Annotated in this window: 15 protein-coding genes; 7 read left to right on the forward strand and 8 right to left on the reverse strand. The window is 71.0% G+C overall.

What is annotated here, in order from left to right:
- The first annotated feature begins 10 nt into the window (after positions 1 to 10).
- A complete protein-coding gene (locus QF037_RS17970; RefSeq protein ID WP_307026489.1) occupies positions 11 to 1657 on the forward strand; it encodes an N-acyl-D-amino-acid deacylase family protein in 1647 nt (548 codons plus the stop codon).
- On the opposite strand, the gene QF037_RS17975 is transcribed toward QF037_RS17970, so the two are convergent.
- Complete coding sequence (locus QF037_RS17975) at positions 1658 to 2590, reverse strand: S1 family peptidase (protein WP_307026491.1); 933 nt, start codon at positions 2588 to 2590, stop codon at positions 1658 to 1660.
- A gap of 178 nt (positions 2591 to 2768) precedes the next feature.
- Positions 2769 to 3425: a hypothetical protein gene (locus QF037_RS17980; RefSeq protein WP_307026493.1), complete on the reverse strand. Its 657-nt coding sequence runs from the start codon at positions 3423 to 3425 to the stop codon at positions 2769 to 2771.
- Positions 3426 to 3551: 126 nt separating this feature from the next.
- Here QF037_RS17980 and QF037_RS17985 point away from each other — a divergent pair, with 126 nt between their 5' ends.
- The 6 genes from QF037_RS17985 (at position 3552) to QF037_RS18010 (ending at position 9916) form a co-directional block, all read left to right on the forward strand.
- Positions 3552 to 4763: a pyridoxal phosphate-dependent aminotransferase gene (locus QF037_RS17985; protein ID WP_307026496.1), complete on the forward strand. Its 1212-nt coding sequence runs from the start codon at positions 3552 to 3554 to the stop codon at positions 4761 to 4763.
- A gap of 77 nt (positions 4764 to 4840) precedes the next feature.
- Positions 4841 to 5260, forward strand: coding sequence for an SCO4983 family protein (locus QF037_RS17990; RefSeq protein WP_307026499.1), 420 nt, complete (start codon positions 4841 to 4843; stop codon positions 5258 to 5260).
- Between the two features lie 248 nt (positions 5261 to 5508).
- Positions 5509 to 6573: a hypothetical protein gene (locus QF037_RS17995; RefSeq protein WP_307026501.1), complete on the forward strand. Its 1065-nt coding sequence runs from the start codon at positions 5509 to 5511 to the stop codon at positions 6571 to 6573.
- 13 nt (positions 6574 to 6586) lie between these two features.
- Positions 6587 to 7816: a toxic anion resistance protein gene (locus QF037_RS18000; protein WP_307026503.1), complete on the forward strand. Its 1230-nt coding sequence runs from the start codon at positions 6587 to 6589 to the stop codon at positions 7814 to 7816.
- Complete coding sequence (locus tag QF037_RS18005) at positions 7813 to 9336, forward strand: substrate-binding and vWA domain-containing protein (RefSeq protein WP_307026505.1); 1524 nt, start codon at positions 7813 to 7815, stop codon at positions 9334 to 9336. Before QF037_RS18000 ends, QF037_RS18005 begins: the two co-directional genes overlap by 4 nt.
- Positions 9323 to 9916: a hypothetical protein gene (locus QF037_RS18010; RefSeq protein ID WP_307026507.1), complete on the forward strand. Its 594-nt coding sequence runs from the start codon at positions 9323 to 9325 to the stop codon at positions 9914 to 9916. Before QF037_RS18005 ends, QF037_RS18010 begins: the two co-directional genes overlap by 14 nt.
- Positions 9917 to 10158: 242 nt before the next feature.
- On the opposite strand, the gene QF037_RS18015 is transcribed toward QF037_RS18010, so the two are convergent.
- The 6 genes from QF037_RS18015 to QF037_RS18040 form a co-directional block, all read right to left on the reverse strand.
- Positions 10159 to 11337, reverse strand: a complete 1179-nt coding sequence (locus QF037_RS18015) for a hypothetical protein (protein ID WP_307026509.1) — start codon at positions 11335 to 11337, stop codon at positions 10159 to 10161.
- On the reverse strand, positions 11334 to 12125 hold the full coding sequence (locus QF037_RS18020; protein WP_307026510.1) for a PP2C family serine/threonine-protein phosphatase: 792 nt from the start codon (positions 12123 to 12125) through the stop codon (positions 11334 to 11336). Before QF037_RS18020 ends, QF037_RS18015 begins: the two co-directional genes overlap by 4 nt.
- A gap of 3 nt (positions 12126 to 12128) precedes the next feature.
- A complete protein-coding gene (locus QF037_RS18025) occupies positions 12129 to 12890 on the reverse strand; it encodes a vWA domain-containing protein (protein ID WP_307026513.1) in 762 nt (253 codons plus the stop codon).
- Between the two features lie 26 nt (positions 12891 to 12916).
- A complete protein-coding gene (locus QF037_RS18030) occupies positions 12917 to 13858 on the reverse strand; it encodes a hypothetical protein (protein ID WP_307026515.1) in 942 nt (313 codons plus the stop codon).
- Positions 13859 to 13950: 92 nt separating this feature from the next.
- Positions 13951 to 14307: a hypothetical protein gene (locus tag QF037_RS18035; protein WP_307026517.1), complete on the reverse strand. Its 357-nt coding sequence runs from the start codon at positions 14305 to 14307 to the stop codon at positions 13951 to 13953.
- An 85-nt stretch (positions 14308 to 14392) separates the two neighbouring features.
- Positions 14393 to 15379, reverse strand: a complete 987-nt coding sequence (locus QF037_RS18040) for a serine/threonine-protein kinase (protein WP_307026519.1) — start codon at positions 15377 to 15379, stop codon at positions 14393 to 14395.
- Positions 15380 to 15432 lie beyond the last annotated feature (53 nt).

A 15432-nucleotide genomic window follows, 5' to 3' on the forward strand; every position in this document is an offset into this window, starting at 1 on the left:
GCTGTCGCCGATGGAAGAGCTCGTCATCCGGGACGCGGACGTCGTGGACGGCAGCGGTGGGCCGTCGTACCGCGCGGACGTCGTGATCGACGGCGGCCGGATCGTCTCGATCGTCAAGGAGGCGGCCGACGCGGGCTGTCAACGTCCCATGGCCCGACGCAAGCTGGACGCGGAGGGGCTCGTCCTCTCCCCCGGCTTCATCGACATGCACGCCCACAGCGACCTCGCTCTCCTGCGCGACCCCGACCACAGCGCCAAGGCCGCGCAGGGGGTCACGCTCGAAGTCCTCGGCCAGGACGGGCTGTCGTACGCTCCCGTCGACGACCGCACCCTCGCGGAGGTCCGCCGGGCCATCACCGGCTGGAACGGGTACGGCGACGACATCGACTTCGACTGGCGTTCGGTGGGCGAGTACCTCGACCGCCTGGACTTCGGTTTCGAAGGCCGGGGCATCGCCGTCAACGCGGCCTATCTGATCCCCCAGGGCACCGTCCGCATGCTGGCCGTCGGCTGGGAGGACCGGGAAGCGACCCCTGAAGAGCTCGACCGGATGCGGCAGTTGGTCGCCGAGGGCATGGAGCAGGGCGCGGTCGGCATGTCGTCGGGGCTCACCTACACGCCCGGCATGTACGCCAAGGACGCCGAACTCACCGAGCTGTGCCGGGTGGTGGCGTCGTACGGCGGCTACTACTGTCCGCACCACCGCTCGTACGGGGCCGGGGCCCTTGAGGCGTACGAGGAGATGGTCGCCCTGACCCAGGAGGCGGGCTGCCCCCTCCATCTCGCCCACGCCACCATGAACTTCGGCGTGAACAAGGGCCGGGCGCCCGAGCTGCTGGCTCTTCTCGACGACGCGCTCGCGCAGGGCGCCGACATCAGCCTCGACACATACCCCTACACCCCCGGCTGCACCACCCTCGTGGCGATGCTGCCGAGTTGGGCGAGCGAGGGCGGACCGGAGCGGATCCTGGAGCGGCTCGCGGACGACGGGACGGCCGAGCGGATCCGGCACCACCTGGAGGTCATCGGCGCGGACGGCTGCCACGGGGTGCCCATCGAGTGGGACACGATCGAGATCTCGGGGGTCGGCGATCCGGCACTGGGCGACTTCGTCGGCCGTACGGTCCGGCAGTCCGCCGAGTCACGCGGCGAGACCCCCTGGACGACCGCGCGCCGCCTGCTCCTGCGGGACCGGCTCGGGACGACGATCCTCCAGCACGTGGGCCACGAGGAGAACGTCCGGCAGATCATGCGCCACCCGGCCCACACCGGCGGCTCGGACGGCATCCTGCAAGGAACGAAGCCGCACCCGCGCGCGTACGGCACCTTCCCGCACTATCTCGGCCGGTACGTCAGGGAGTTGGGCGTGCTGTCCCTGGAGGAGTGCGTGGCCCATCTGACCGGCCGCCCGGCGGCACGACTGCGCCTGCCGGACCGCGGGCTGGTGCGCGAGGGGTACCGGGCCGACCTGGTGCTCTTCGATCCGGCGACGGTGGCGGCGGGGTCGACGTACGAGAACCCCCGTACGCTCCCGACAGGCATCCCGCACGTCCTGATCGACGGCCGGTTCGTGATCGAGGACGGCCGACGGACGGACGTACTGGCGGGGCGGGCGATCCGTCGTAGTCCCGTACGACGGAACGCCACCCGTGCATGACTACGGCTTGGGCAGCGTGCAGGTGCTCGCGCTCAGGTTCAGCTGGTTGCGGGTCGTGAAGCAGGCCGGGATGTTGTAGATCTCCTGGGCGTAGTTGATGCCCTGGCGGACGGTGACGGTGCCGCTCTCGCTGACCTCGCACGGGTTGTTGACCGTGCAGGACTCGCCGTCCTCGTTGCCGGTGTTGTTGACGGCGACGACCTTGCCGGTGGCCTGGTCGATCACCGGCGAGCCGGAGGTGCCGCCGATGGTGTTGCAGGCGGAGGTGTAACGGACCGAGTCCTTCCAGGTCCAGTCACCCTCCTTCAGACGGTAGGCGAACCCGTCGATGTTGCAGTTGTAGAGCGTCTTCCAGTAGCCGGAGGCCACGGTGATGGCGGTGCCGGCGGTCGGGTGGGTGTCCTGGACGGTCAGCGGGGAGATGTTGTACGAGCTCTTGATCGTCGCGTACGTGCTGGTGAGCTGGTAGATCGAGACGTCCGTGTCGGTCATCGTCGCGTAGGCGAGCTTGCTCGCGCGCAGCGTCGCGACCCGGGAGCCGGAGGAGTTGAGCAGACCGAAGGTCCGGGTGGAGGCCTGGTTGGTGATGACCTGGCCGGGCGCCGGGAAACCGGAGGTCAGGCAGTGGCCGTTGCTGAGCACCAGGGCCGGGTCGGTGTCCAGGGAGTTCGGGAAGCGGATGACCGAACCGGAACAGTTGCTGAGCGAGACGGTCCCGGCGAGCGTGACGGCCTGGAGCGTGGGCGACGGCGAGGTGGCCTGGTTGACGGCCGCCGTGGTGGACGTGACCAGGTCGTGCACGACCGACGTGACCGTGTCCGTGTCCACGCTCTTGCCGACGCCCGCGGCCGCGGGTTCGGCGGCGACCGCGGGTGCCGTACCCATCCCGGCGAGCGCCAGGACACTGAGTGCGGCGACGAGAGGCTTTCTCATGTGGGGGTCCCCTCTTGCGACTTGGACGACCGGAAATCTTCCGGCCGTCCGTGAGTTTGTCATGCGCATTGTGAAGAGGGGTGGGCAATCGGGCAAGAAGTTGTGTCAAGCCTGATCACGCGACCTGGCCGGAACGGACACCCCACGTCCGGCAAGGGCAACCTACCCAGTACGACGGCTACTTGGGCCCTTTCGTGCTCCCCTGTCCGCGCCCCTTGCCGCTGGCGTTGCCCGGGGCGGACTGGCTCGCGGTCGCGGTCGGCGACGGGGTGGTGGAGGCACCCGAGGGCTGCCCCGACTCCGTCGCGTCCTTCGCGCCCTTCGACGTCTCCGCCGAAGCCGACGGGGAGGCACTGGAGACGGCAGCCTCGGAGGAGGGCGAAGACGAGGACGCGCCCGCGTCCGGCGACCCGGTCCCGTCCGAGCCGGTCGCGGTGCCGGCCTCGCCGGGCTCCGTGGAGCCGTCGGCCGCCGACGGTCCCGTACGGCCGTGCTTGCCCTCGGCGTCACCCGGCGCCGACCCGCCCCCCGAGAAGCCGAACCCGGCGATCAGCGCGGCCGCCGACACGGCACCCACCGCACCGGCCGCGACCGCCATCCGCCGCGAGCGCCAGGGGCTCGGCTTGCGGCGGGAGCCGGTACGGGAGCGCCGGGACGGGATCCGCGGCAGCTCTGCCGTCTCGTCGTACGCGTTCTGCCAGCCGTGCGCGACGGCCGGGTCGGCGTACTCCTCGTACGGCGGAGGCGGCTCGGTCCGCGGGTGGTACACGTTCGGCGGGACCTGGGGGTCGCTCGCGCGGTGTCTCCCGTTTCCGTACTCGTCTGGGCTGGACATGGCCGCGGATTGTAGGGACGGGCGGGGCCCCTGGGACAGCCACCGGCGATAACCACCCAAACCGCTCCGTCTCGCGTGGTGGAAAACACGACCCACGGAGCGTTACCCCGCCGTAAGCTCCCTGACATGCAGGTGATCCAGTCGACCAAGCTCGCCAACGTCTGTTACGAGATCCGGGGCCCGGTTCTCGAGGAGGCCATGCGGCTTGAGGCGGCGGGCCACCGCATCCTCAAGCTGAACACCGGAAACCCGGCCGCCTTCGGCTTCGAGTGCCCGCCGGAGATCCTCGAGGACATCCTCCGCAACGTGTCCTCGGCCCATGGGTACGGCGACGCGAAGGGTCTGCTCGCCGCGCGCCGCGCCGTCGTCATGCACAACCAGACCCTCGGCATCGAGACCGACGTCGAGCACGTCTTCGTCGGCAACGGCGTCTCCGAGCTCATCGTGATGGCGATGCAGGCCCTGCTGGACGACGGCGACGAGGTCCTCGTCCCGTCCCCGGACTACCCGCTGTGGACCGCCGCCGTCTCCCTCTCCGGCGGCACCGCCGTGCACTACCGCTGCGACGAGCAGTCCGACTGGATGCCGGACCTCGCGGACATCGAGCGGAAGGTCACCGACCGCACCAAGGCGATCGTGATCATCAACCCGAACAACCCCACGGGCGCGGTCTACGACGAGGCGATGCTCCGGGGCCTGACCGACATCGCCCGCCGCCACAACCTGCTGGTCTGCTCGGACGAGATCTACGACAAGATCCTCTATGACGGCGCCACGCACACCCCGACCTCGGCCGTCGCCCCCGACCTGCTCACCCTCACCTTCAACGGCATGTCGAAGGCGTACCGGGTCGCGGGCTACCGGGTCGGCTGGATGTCGATCTCCGGCCCGCGCGCGCACGCGGACTCCTACATCGAGGGCCTCACCATCCTCGCGAACATGCGCCTGTGCGCGAACATGCCGGGTCAGCACGGAGTCGTGGCCGCGCTCAGCGGGCGCCAGACGATCAACGACCTGGTGCTGCCGGGCGGGCGACTGCGCGAGCAGCGGGACGTGGCGTACGAGCTGCTGACCCAGATCCCGGGCGTGAGCTGTGTGAAGCCGAAGGGCGCGCTCTATCTCTTCCCGCGGCTCGACCCCAAGGTCTTCAAGATCAAGGACGACCGGCAGATGGTCCTCGACCTGCTGCGGCGCGAGAAGATCATGGTCGTCCAGGGCACCGGCTTCAACTGGAGCGAGCCCGATCACTTCCGGGTCGTGACGCTGCCGACCGCCCGTGATCTGCGGGACGCGGTGACGCGGATCGGGAACTTCCTGGACGGCTACAGCCAGCCGTAGGTGAATCCGCGACCGTCGCTCAACTTTAGACTGAATCTAAGCTAGGATGATTTCCTGACAGCACAGGAGGCCATCCCATGTACGAACCGATCCGCACCAAGTCGGTCCACAGCACGATGGCCGGCACCGCGTCCGACTTTCCGCACCGGACCCGCGAGGAGGAGCTGGAGTTCCAGCTCGCGGGGCATCTGGCGGCCCTGCTGGCGGTGACGGACGAACTGCGTGCGGCTTCACCCTCGGCCGACCTCGACGCGGCCGCGGAGCGGCTGGCCGAGCAGGTGACGCGGCTGCGGAACGGCAGCACGCCGGCCCGCGCCTCCGGCGGGGGCGACGGTCGGCTCACTTCTCTGCACCGACGGGCGCATGCCCTGGCGGGGCGGGCGCTGGTGGTGGCGGCATCGCGTGCGGACACGGCGGCGGCGATTCTGGCCGCGGAACGCATGGATGCGCATGCCGCTGCGCTGGCTGAGCCGCGTGAGTTGACCGCGGCCGGCTGATCCCTGGAACGGCCCTGGTCCGCGTGCACCCACAGAGACGCGCGGACCAGGCGCCACACACTGCGTTGGCTTGAGCCGCGGCGCCTCTTCGCCGTAGGGGTTCGTGTCGTCTTGCGGCTGCGGGTTCGTTGTGGTTGATCGCGCAGTTCCCCGCGCCCCTGGCGGCGTTGCAGTACTGGAGTGGGTATGACACCTCCCGTTCATGCCTCCTGCCGGGGAATGTTGGGTTCCGCGAGCAGTCTGGCTGTGTGAGACGAATCATCGGAATCGTCCTCGCGGTGTTGCTGATCGGCGGAGTGGTGGCAGCCGTCGCAGCGGGCCGGGACAGCGGGGACAAGAGCACGGCAACGAAGACCGTGCGAGGAGTGATCGGATCGGAGAAGGCGGAGTTCTTCGCCGATCCTGATGTGGTGAAGGCCCTGGCCGCCAAGGGGCTCACCGTGAAGGCCGAGACCTCCGGGTCCTGGGCCATGGAAGGGCTCGACCTCGAGGGGTACGACTTCGCCCTTCCCTCCAGTCAGGCGCCGGCCGTCGAACTCGCCGCGAAGTACAAGGTGCCGGGGACACTCCCCCGCCCCTTCTACTCGCCCCTCGTCGTCGTGGCGCACAAAAGCGCCGCCCAGGTGCTCGCGGACAACGGGCTCGCCACACTGGACGCCGAACACCGCGGCACGCTCAGGATGGCCGCCTACCTCGACGCGGCCCGCGAGGACCGCACCTGGCAGCAGCTCAAGGGCGCCGCGAAGTACGGGGAGCTGAGCGGCACGCTCTACCTCGCCAGCACCGACCCGGAGTCCTCCAACTCCGGCGCCCTCTATCTGGCCGCCGCCTCCTATGTCGGCAACGGCGGCAAGGTCGTCGCGAGCGACGCCGAGGTCGGGAAGGCAACTCCCCTGCTGCGCAAGCTGATCAGTGTGCAGGGCGCCCAGCAGACCAGCACGGACGCGGCGTTCCGGGACTTCGTCAGCGGGGCCGGCAACCCGCTGGTCCTCGTCTACGAGTCGCAGGTGGCCTCGCTCCTGGCGAACGGGCAGCGGCCGGACGACCTGGTCGTCCTCTACCCGGACACCACGGTCAACAGCGACCACACCGTCGTACCGCTGACCGAGAACGGCCGGGCGCTCGCCGAACTCCTCTCCTCGGAGCCCGGGTTGCGCGAGCTGGAGGTCCGGCACGGGTTCCGTCCGCAGGGCGCGGCCGCCGGGTTCACCTCGGCCGGCACCTATCTCCAGCGGGAACTGACCGGCGTCCGCCAGGCGCCCGTGCCCACCTCCGCGGTGCTGCACGAGCTGGCGCGACGGGCGCGTGGATGAACGGGGGGATCGTATGAACGGCTTCGACAACACCAGCCAGAACACCAGTCAGCACAGCAGTCGGCAGCACACCCTCAGCGGGGACGACGTCTTCACGCTCACCCCGCCCGAGGCCGTGGCACCCGTGCCGCGGGAGAAGGCCGGCGGGCTCGTCCCCGTCGACGAGAGCGTCCGTGCCGGCATGGCACAGAAGGCCGCCGACTATGTCGCGGGGCTCGCCGCCCTCGACGCCCGCTCGCCCCAGTTCGCGGGCAAGGTCGGTGAGATCACCGGGCTCGGCGCCGGCGAGATGCGTACCGCGGCCGCGCAGTCCAACCGGATGCTGGAGCGGACCATCCGCAGCCTGCCCGACACCGGCGGGGACGCCCAGTCGCAGGTCGCGGGCTCGCTCGTGGAACTGCGGCGGGTGGTGGAGGACCTGGACCCGCGCGACCTCCCGGCCGCCAAGGGGCGGAAGTTCCTGTCCCGGCTGCCCGGGGGCAACAAGGTCCGCGACCACATCGCCAAGTACTCCTCCGCGCAGGGGACCCTCAACAGAATCGTGGGCTCGCTGCGCGGCGGGCAGGACGAACTGCGCCGGGACAACGCCGCGTTGCAGACCGAGCGGGTCCGGCTGTGGGAGAGCATGGGCAAGCTCCAGGAGTACGTCGTCCTCACCGAGGCCCTGGACACGGCCGTCGAGCGGCACATCGCCGCGGTCGGCGACCCCGGGGCGGCCGACTCGCTCCGCGCCGACGTGCTCTTCCCGGTCCGGCAGAAGCACCAGGACCTGCTCACCCAGCTCGCGGTGTGCGCCCAGGGCTACCTCGCCATGGACGTCGTACGCCGCAACAACGAGGAGCTGATCAAGGGCGTCGACCGGGCGGCCACGACCACGGTGTCGGCGCTGCGGATCTCCGTGATGCTGGCCTCCGCGCTCGACCACCAGAAGAAGGTCATCGAGCAGGTCAACGCGTTGCGCGGCACGACCGAGGACCTCATCCGGGGCAACGCGGAGATGCTCGCCACGCAGAGCGGGGAGATCCAGCGCATCGCCGCCGACCCGGCCGTGGGCGCGGAGACCCTGCGGTCGGCGTTCCAGCAGATCTACCGGACCCTGGACGCCATCGACACCTACAAGGTGCAGGCGACCGAGGTGATGGCGTCGACCGTGGAGTCCCTGACCTCCGAACTCCAGCACGCCTCCGCGTACCTGGAGCGCAGCCGGTCGCGGGGCACGCTGGACGACGGGGGGCTCGTATGAGACGGGCACTGGCCCTCGTCCTCGCCGTGGTCGCCCTGCTCGCGGGAGCGGGCTGTACGGCCGAGAAGGAGACGAGGCGGGCGGACGGCCACCTCTGGATCCTCGCCTCCAGTGAACTCCGCGACATGGAACCGATCGTCGAACGGGTCGGCGCGGACATCGGTGTCGACGTCCGGCTGTTCTACATGGGCACCCTGGAAGCCGCGGACGTGCTCGCCAAGGGCGAGGCCGACCAGTGGTACCAGGCCGTGTGGCTGTCCTCCAACGATTCTCTGCGGCTGCGTCCGGAGGCCGCCCGCAGGGTGGTGTCGGAGACCCCGGTCATGTCCAGCCCGGTCGCCCTCGGCGTACGGCCGGCCGCCCTGCGGAAGCTGGGCGGGAAGCCCGACGACGTCACATGGGCGCGGGTCGCGCAGGCCGTGCGGGACGACGGACTGACGTACGGCATGACCGACCCGGGCTCCTCCAACTCCGGTTTCTCCGCGCTGATCTCCGTGGCCTCGGCGCTCTCCGGGGCCCAGTCCGCCCTCACCGACGCGGATGTCGAGAAGGCGACGCCCCGGCTGAAGGAGTTCTTCCGGGGGCAGAAGCTGACCTCGGGGTCGTCGGGCTGGCTGGCATCGGCGTACAAGCGGCGCGGGAACGTCGACGCGCTCATCAACTACGAGTCCGTCCTGAAGGGCATCCCGGGCCTGACCGTGATCCGCCCCCGCGACGGCGTCGTGACCGCCGACTACCCGCTCTCCACGCTCGCCTCGGCCGACGCCGCGCGGCGGGACGACGTCCGCCGGCTGGCGGATGCCCTGCGCACACCGAAGGTGCAGCGCGAGATCACCGAGCGCACCCATCGCCGCCCGGTCGTCGCCTCGGTGCCGCCCGCGTCCGGCCTCGACGAGAGCCGCCGGCGCGAACTGCCCTTCCCGGGCAGCCGATCGGTCGCCGACGGACTGCTCGACTCCTACGACAACGAGCTGCGCCGTCCCTCGCAGACCGTGTACGTCCTCGACACCTCCGGCTCGATGGAGGGCGACCGGCTGGCGCAGCTGAAGAAGGCGCTCACCCACGTCAGCGGCCGCTTCCGGGGCCGCGAGGAGGTCACCCTGATGCCGTTCGGGTCGCAGGTGAAGGACGTGCGCCGGCACGCGATGGGTCCGGATCCCCGGTCGGGCGTCGCAGATGTCCGTGCGGACATCGGCACGCTCACCGCCGAGGGGGACACCGCGATCTACACCTCGCTGGAGAAGGCGTACGACGAACTCCGCACCGACCGGGACATGTTCACGTCGATCGTGCTGATGACGGACGGCGAGAACACGGCGGGCAGCACCGCGGCGCAGTTCGAGGGGTTCCACGCGCTGCTCGACCCCGCGCAGCGGGAGATCCCCGTCTTCCCCATCCTCTTCGGCGACTCCGACCGGGGGGAGCTGGAGCACATCGCCGAACTGACCGGCGGCCGGCTCTTCGACGCCCGGCAGGGCTCGCTGGACGGCGCCTTCGAGGAGATCCGTGGCTATCAGTGAGTACCTCGAGTCCCGGAAGAACATCACGGGCAGCGTGTGCGGGATCGCCGGGCTGGGGCTGACCTTCGCGGGGGTGGCGGGCCCGTACTGGCCCGTCGTCGTCGTGGGGCTGTACGGCGCGGGCGCGCTGATCGCCCCGCCGGAACGGCCGCCGCTGCCGGACTTCCCGGACGCCTCCGCCCGGCTGGACGCCCTGCGCGGTGACTTCGAGACCCTCCAGGCGTATCTGGCGGAGATCAACCTGCCGCCCGCCGCGGCCGGCCGTCTCACCGAACTCACCGGGCTGCTCGGCGCGTTGCTCGATCCGGGCTGGTCGGCAGAGCTCCTCGCGCACGATCCGGAGGGGGTGCACACGCTCTCCCGGGCGGTACGGCAGGACGTTCCCGAGGCCGTCGACACCTTCGTACGCACCCGGTGGTGGACGCGTCTCGCACCGGGCCAGGAGGCGCCGGAACGGCACCTGGAGCGGCAGCTCACGCTCCTCCAGGGGGAGGCCGAGGGGCTGGCGGCGGCGCTGCGCGAGACGGAGGCGCGGCGGCAGGAGTCGCACACGCGCTATCTGGAGGACCGGGCGAACTAGTGCCGCGGCAGGCAACGTTTGCCCGTCAAGGAGCGGCGTCGTGGGGGTCCCTCCCGCCCGAGCCGTGCGAAGCGCGGTTCGAGGGTGGGGGAGCGTGCTCTCGGCGTGCCGGCCGGAAGCCCTCGTACTGGACGTACTTGGGCTTTCGGCCGGTGCGGCGAGTGGGGGCCCCTCCCACGCCCTCAAGGCAGTGGGGGAGCGTGCCGGGCGTCGCGACGGGGCAAACGTTGCCTGCCGCGGCACTAGCCTCCGCTCTCCAGGGCGATGGCCACGATCACGATGAACAGCACCAGGGCGATCAGCAGGTACACCACCTTCAGCGCACCGGACCCGGTACCCGTCGGCACCTCCTGCGCCAGCACCGGTGGCGGGGGCGGCAGCGGTACCGGCCGGGGGCCGTTGAACACGTCGTGGCCGGTGTGGACCGCCCTTACGCACCACGGGCAGTCCGGCAGATGGGCGCCGTACGCGTGCAGCGGACGCGCCTGGCACACCCGTATCTGTGCGCGCTGCCGGTCGAGGGCGCGCAGCCATGCCTCGGCCGGCGGGCGGGCGGCGGGGGCGTGGACGCCGGGGCCGAAGGCGGCGCGGGAGAGGGTGAGCAGGTCGGGCGGGAGGACGGACGGGTCGATGGTGCCGCGCGGGATGACGACCTGCTCGGGGCGGACGACGTAGGAGCAGCTGGCGGCGATGTTGTCCTTGACGGTCGACTCGGAGGTGCTCTCGTGCGGGACGCCCCCGAAGGGGTGGTTGCCGGCGGTGAGGAGCTGGTAGACGAGGACGGCGAGGGCGAAGTCGTCGCTGGAGCGGGTGGCGGGGCCGCCCGCTTGGCGTTCCGGGGCCGAGTAGTCCGTGGTGTGCATCAGACACGGGAACGGCTCGCCCGTCACCGGGTCGGTGAAGGCGATGGAGTCGCAGTCGAGGAAGGTCACGAAGCCGTTGGCGTCGACGACGACGTTGCTGCTGGAGAAGTCGCCGATGACGAGGTGGTCGTGGTGCATGCGCGCGGTCATGAAGGCGAGGTTCCAGGAGACACCGACCAGGAAGCGCCAGTCCGCCTGGGGAAAGAGCCGCAGGCGCTGGGCGCGGGTGAACAGCCCGACCAGCTGGACGTGTTCGGGCTCGCCGAACCGGTGCATGGCGTAGCCGAGGAACGCGCCCTCGGGGCTGCGGGCCATCGCGGTGGGCCAGGCCAGTTCGGGCGGCTGGGAGCGGTCGGTGGGGCGGGCGGCGAGGGGGGACATGGTCAGCATGCGGGCCAGTCGGCGCTCCTGGTCGGGGCCCGGCGGGTCGCGGTAGAGCTTGACGACGGTTCCGTGGTCGCCCTCGACGGGGAAGACGGCCGCCTGTCCGCCGCCCTTCAGGGGCTGCTCGGCGAGGACGACCGGTTTCCCGTCCAGGTGGACGACGCGGCCGCTCATGGCCGCGCCTTGCGCACGGCTCGCAGCAGTGTCTTGTCGTCGGCGTTGAGCGCGGTCAGCCGGTCCGACCTGAGCAGTGCGGCCAGGTTGTCGTGCGCGGAGTCGGACACCGGGCCGGGGCCGTCGAGGGAGCGGAAGACGGCGTCGGCGAAGGAGGCGTTGGGGGCCGGGGTGCCGCCGCCGGTGCGGGAGAGGGCGGCCTGGGCGAGTCCGTCGGTGGAGAGCAGGACGCCGTCGATCCCCGGGTCGCACACACAGTCGGTGCGCATCCAGCGGGCCGCGTCGGGCGAGGTGAGGAAGACCGTCTCGTTGCTGTACTCGCTGGCGTCCGCGGCCTGCGGCAGCACATGGAACTGCGGTTCGCCGTCCTCGGCTCCGGCGCGCAGGACGACGAAACCGTCGCCGACGGTGAGATGGCCGAGCCAGTCCGGGGCCAGGACGACAACGGTGAGGGTGGTCGCGAAGTCGGCGGCCGCCGCGCCCGTGGTGTCCAGGAACGCCATGGTGATCTCGTGGAAGGCGTCCGCGAGCAGGTCGTGCACGGCCTTGCCGGGCGGACTGTGGACGGCCTCGCCGGCCCGTCGTACGAAGTGTTCGGCGGCCAGCTCCACGGCGAGCCGCGAGCCCTCGTCGGAGCGCGGCCGGCTGCCGGCGCCGTCCGCGACGGCGAGCACGGCGACCGGTCCCTCCGTGACATGGGCGCAGGCGTCCTGGCAGGGCAGACCGTCCCGGCGGTGCCGGTAGCCCTCGACGCTCATGCCGTGGATCCGCCAGTCGGCCCTGCCCATCGCTCAGCTCTCCCAGGCGGGGCGCTGGGTCTTGAACTGGCTGAAGATCTTCTCGAAGACCTCGTCGCCGGCGCCCTTCTGCTCGGCGTTGGCGCTGGCGGACATCATCTGGAGCAGTTCGCGGAACGGGAAGCCGTGGATGGTGGCGTTGAACTTCGGGGCGAACGCCCGCAGGACCTGCTCGCCGGTGTCGGTGATGCCGCCGACGCCGATCGCGTACAGCCTGAAGCGGCGGGCCTGCTGTTCCTCGGCGAGTACGGGGACCAGCCGGTGCCAGGAGTCGGTGCGGCGGCCGGTGGCGTCGGTCGGGATGCCGTCGGTGACCAGGCAGATCTGCGGGCGGTAGTACTGGAGTCCGGAGGCGCGCAGTTCGGCCTTGCGGGCGGCGACGATGTGCATCGACAGCTCCAGTGCCTCCGTCATGAGGGTCACGCCCGCGGCACCGAGCTGCGGCGGGCGGAACATGTGCGCGGGCACGAAGGGGCTCACGGGGGCGCCGGGGGCGAGGGGTTGCGGACCCCGCCAGGCGGCGACGCCCTGTCCGCCGAAGGTGACGACGGCGACCTCGACGCTGTAGCTGAGGGCCACGTCGTCGTGCAGTTCACGCGTCCACTCCACGAGCGCGTTGTTGAGCGTCTGGATCGGCGCTCCCGCCATGGAGCTGGACGTGTCGAGGCACAGCACCAGCGGCAGCCGCTGAGCGTTGTTCTCGAACTCGATGTCGGCGTACTCCGCCGGCAGCGTGGGCGGGTATTCGCTGGACATGGGCTTCTCCTGGTGGAGCGGTACGACTAACGGGCGTGGGCGTGGCGCCCGGCGGCGGGCGGAAAGGCGTGCAGAACGTCGGAGTCCGGCTCCGGTGCGTCGGTGACGTCGACGCGCGAGCCGGGCGCGGGCGGCGCCTGCCCGGGATCCGCCCACACGGCCCGGTACAGGACGCGGTCGAGTTCGACGTAGCCCTGCGGGTGCAGGTCGGTGCGGACGACGGCAGGCCGGGTGGGACCGCTCGGGGCGCGGTGCCGGCCGGGGCGGGCCGGGGTGGTACGCAGGGCGCGGGTGGGCTCGTCGGCGCTGCGGGCGGCGGGCGCCGGGCCGGAGGCGGAGGCGGGGGCCGTGCGGGTGCGGCGTACGAGGAGGAAGAGGGCGGCGAGGAGGAGGGCGAGGACGGTGGCGGTGGCGGGGAGGAGCCAGTCGTCCGGGTCGCCGCCCGCGTCGTCGGGGGAGCCCGCGAGGTAGGCGGGGTGCTCGGTGACGAGCCTCCTGTCGATCAGCAGGGTGCCGGACACCGGGTCCGACTCCTCCTTCTGCGCGACGAGATCGCACAGGGCCTTCCGCGGCACCTTGCAGATGCGGTTCAGCTCCTTGAGCGTGCTCGGCTTCAGCCGGTCGATTTTGGCGTCCGGGTCGACGAGCCGGCGCTCCTGGTCCGCCAGGACGAGGAGTACGGTGCCGCCCTCTCCGGTGGAGACACCCGCCGGCACCTGGACCACCAGCTTGTCGGTGTGCCCCTCGATGCCGGCGAGGATCTCCTCGCGGGACTTGTCGGTGTCGTCGAGCGACAGCGCGCGGTCGAGCGTGAGGGTGACGGGATCGTCGCCGAGCCGGCTCGTCCAGCACTTCAGCCGGGCGGAGAAGTCGCCCTGGCACTTGTCCTCCGTCCCCGCCGCGGGAACGGCCGGCAGCAGGGCAAACAGAATTCCGAAAAAAATGATGACACGCAGCACTCGCCCCATGGGCACCCCCGTGGCCCGAAAACGACCCGTGCCCATAGTGGAGGCAACAAGCCTGTGCCCGAAAGGGTTTTACGCTTTCCCGCCATTCCCTTCTACAACTGGAACACCTCATGACAACGGGTGAACATCTGCCGCGCCCGTTCCACCCAATCACTGGCCAAAGCATCGAAGTCCGCTTGGGTGACCCGGCAGGTCAGCGGCAGATCGCACACCCCTGCGAGACACGGCCGCGGCCCCCGGACGTCCCACACGGAGAGCATGGGATTCAACTGTTCGGTATTCCACGCGTTCGACGCCGCCGCGGCGACCGCCAGTTGGTCATGGCGCAGGAAATTCCCGTCCGTGACAAAGGCGACGAGCAGCCGTTTGGTGGTCATGAATCTGACCGTGAGCGTGCGTCCCGTGTCCTCGAGATCGAATTTCAGGGACACGGAATCGGTGTCGGTCACGGCGTGGAAATTCCGGCCGGCTCCCCAGTTCCGCACCAACTGCCGCCAGTGCGTGCCGATTTCATGGGCCGGGCCGGTCGAGGATTCAGGCGGTGCCACGGCCCACCGCCCGGGCGACCATCGCGTCGGTCAGTCCCGCGTCCAGCAGCGCCTGGGCGTGCAGCATCAGACAGGAGGGCACGGACACGCTCGTACCGGAGGTGCGGCGCGCGGCCAGCTCGCCCACGCGGACCTCGATGGTCCGCCGTACCTTGGGCGGCGGCCACGAGGGCGACTGCGGGGCCTCCTCCAGCAGTTCGGTCAGCAGTGCGTCCAGCCGCGGCCGTTCCTCGGGCCGCTTGGCGAGGCAGCGCGCGATCAGCGGGCGCAGGGCAAGGGGTACGCCGTCGAGGTCGGGGTCGCCGAAGACGACCTGGTAGCGCACCGATTCCCCCGCCCCGTGCGGCGGGCGGCCCGACAGCGCGTACACCAGCACTCCGCCGAGGGAGAACACATCGCTCTCCGGCCCGGCCCGCGCCCCCTTCATCTGCTCGGGGGACATGAACGGCGGTGTGCCGACGATGAGTCCGACCTTGGTGAGGCCGGGCGCCCCGTCGACGCGGGAGATCCCGAAGTCGATGACGCGCGGCCCGTCGGAGGCGAGGAGCACGTTGGACGGCTTGAGGTCGCGGTGCACGACTCCGGCCGCGTGCACGGCCTGGAGCGCCTCGACGAGGAACGCGCCGAGCCGGCGTACCTGGTCCTCGGGCAGCGGCCCGTCCGTGCGGACCGCCTCGGCGAGCGAGGGGCCGGGGACGTACATCGTGGCCAGCCAGGGCAGTTCGGCCTCGGTGTCGGCGTCGATCACCGCCGCGGTGTAGGCGCCGCTGACGACCCGGGCGGCGGCGACCTCGCGCGCGAAGCGTTCCCGGAACTCGGGCTCGGCCGCCAGCTCCGGGCGCACCACCTTCACCGCCACCTCGCGCCCGGCGGGCGACCGTCCGAGATATACCCAGCCCATGCCGCCGGACCCGAGCCGTCCGACGATGCGGTAGGGCCCCACCTTCAAGGGATCGCTGACCGGTGTGCGCACCCCGCTCACCTCATTTCGGGGTTCGTTGCAGGATGTCCCGAGTGTCCCGCGAA

This window comes from Streptomyces canus (genome assembly GCF_030815415.1).
In the GTDB taxonomy this organism is placed as follows: domain Bacteria; phylum Actinomycetota; class Actinomycetes; order Streptomycetales; family Streptomycetaceae; genus Streptomyces; species Streptomyces canus_F.

Bases quoted from the DNA above. Each gene is read 5' to 3' on its own strand.
- QF037_RS17970 (WP_307026489.1), top strand. From the start codon at position 11: ATGGAAGAGCTCGTCATCCGGGACGCGGACGTCGTGGACGGCAGCGGT.
- QF037_RS17975 (WP_307026491.1), bottom strand. From the start codon at position 2,590: ATGAGAAAGCCTCTCGTCGCCGCACTCAGTGTCCTGGCGCTCGCCGGG.
- QF037_RS17980 (WP_307026493.1), bottom strand. From the start codon at position 3,425: ATGTCCAGCCCAGACGAGTACGGAAACGGGAGACACCGCGCGAGCGAC.
- QF037_RS17985 (WP_307026496.1), top strand. From the start codon at position 3,552: ATGCAGGTGATCCAGTCGACCAAGCTCGCCAACGTCTGTTACGAGATC.
- QF037_RS17990 (WP_307026499.1), top strand. From the start codon at position 4,841: ATGTACGAACCGATCCGCACCAAGTCGGTCCACAGCACGATGGCCGGC.
- QF037_RS18000 (WP_307026503.1), top strand. From the start codon at position 6,587: ATGAACGGCTTCGACAACACCAGCCAGAACACCAGTCAGCACAGCAGT.
- QF037_RS18005 (WP_307026505.1), top strand. From the start codon at position 7,813: ATGAGACGGGCACTGGCCCTCGTCCTCGCCGTGGTCGCCCTGCTCGCG.
- QF037_RS18015 (WP_307026509.1), bottom strand. From the start codon at position 11,337: ATGAGCGGCCGCGTCGTCCACCTGGACGGGAAACCGGTCGTCCTCGCC.
- QF037_RS18020 (WP_307026510.1), bottom strand. From the start codon at position 12,125: ATGGGCAGGGCCGACTGGCGGATCCACGGCATGAGCGTCGAGGGCTAC.
- QF037_RS18025 (WP_307026513.1), bottom strand. From the start codon at position 12,890: ATGTCCAGCGAATACCCGCCCACGCTGCCGGCGGAGTACGCCGACATC.
- QF037_RS18030 (WP_307026515.1), bottom strand. From the start codon at position 13,858: ATGGGGCGAGTGCTGCGTGTCATCATTTTTTTCGGAATTCTGTTTGCC.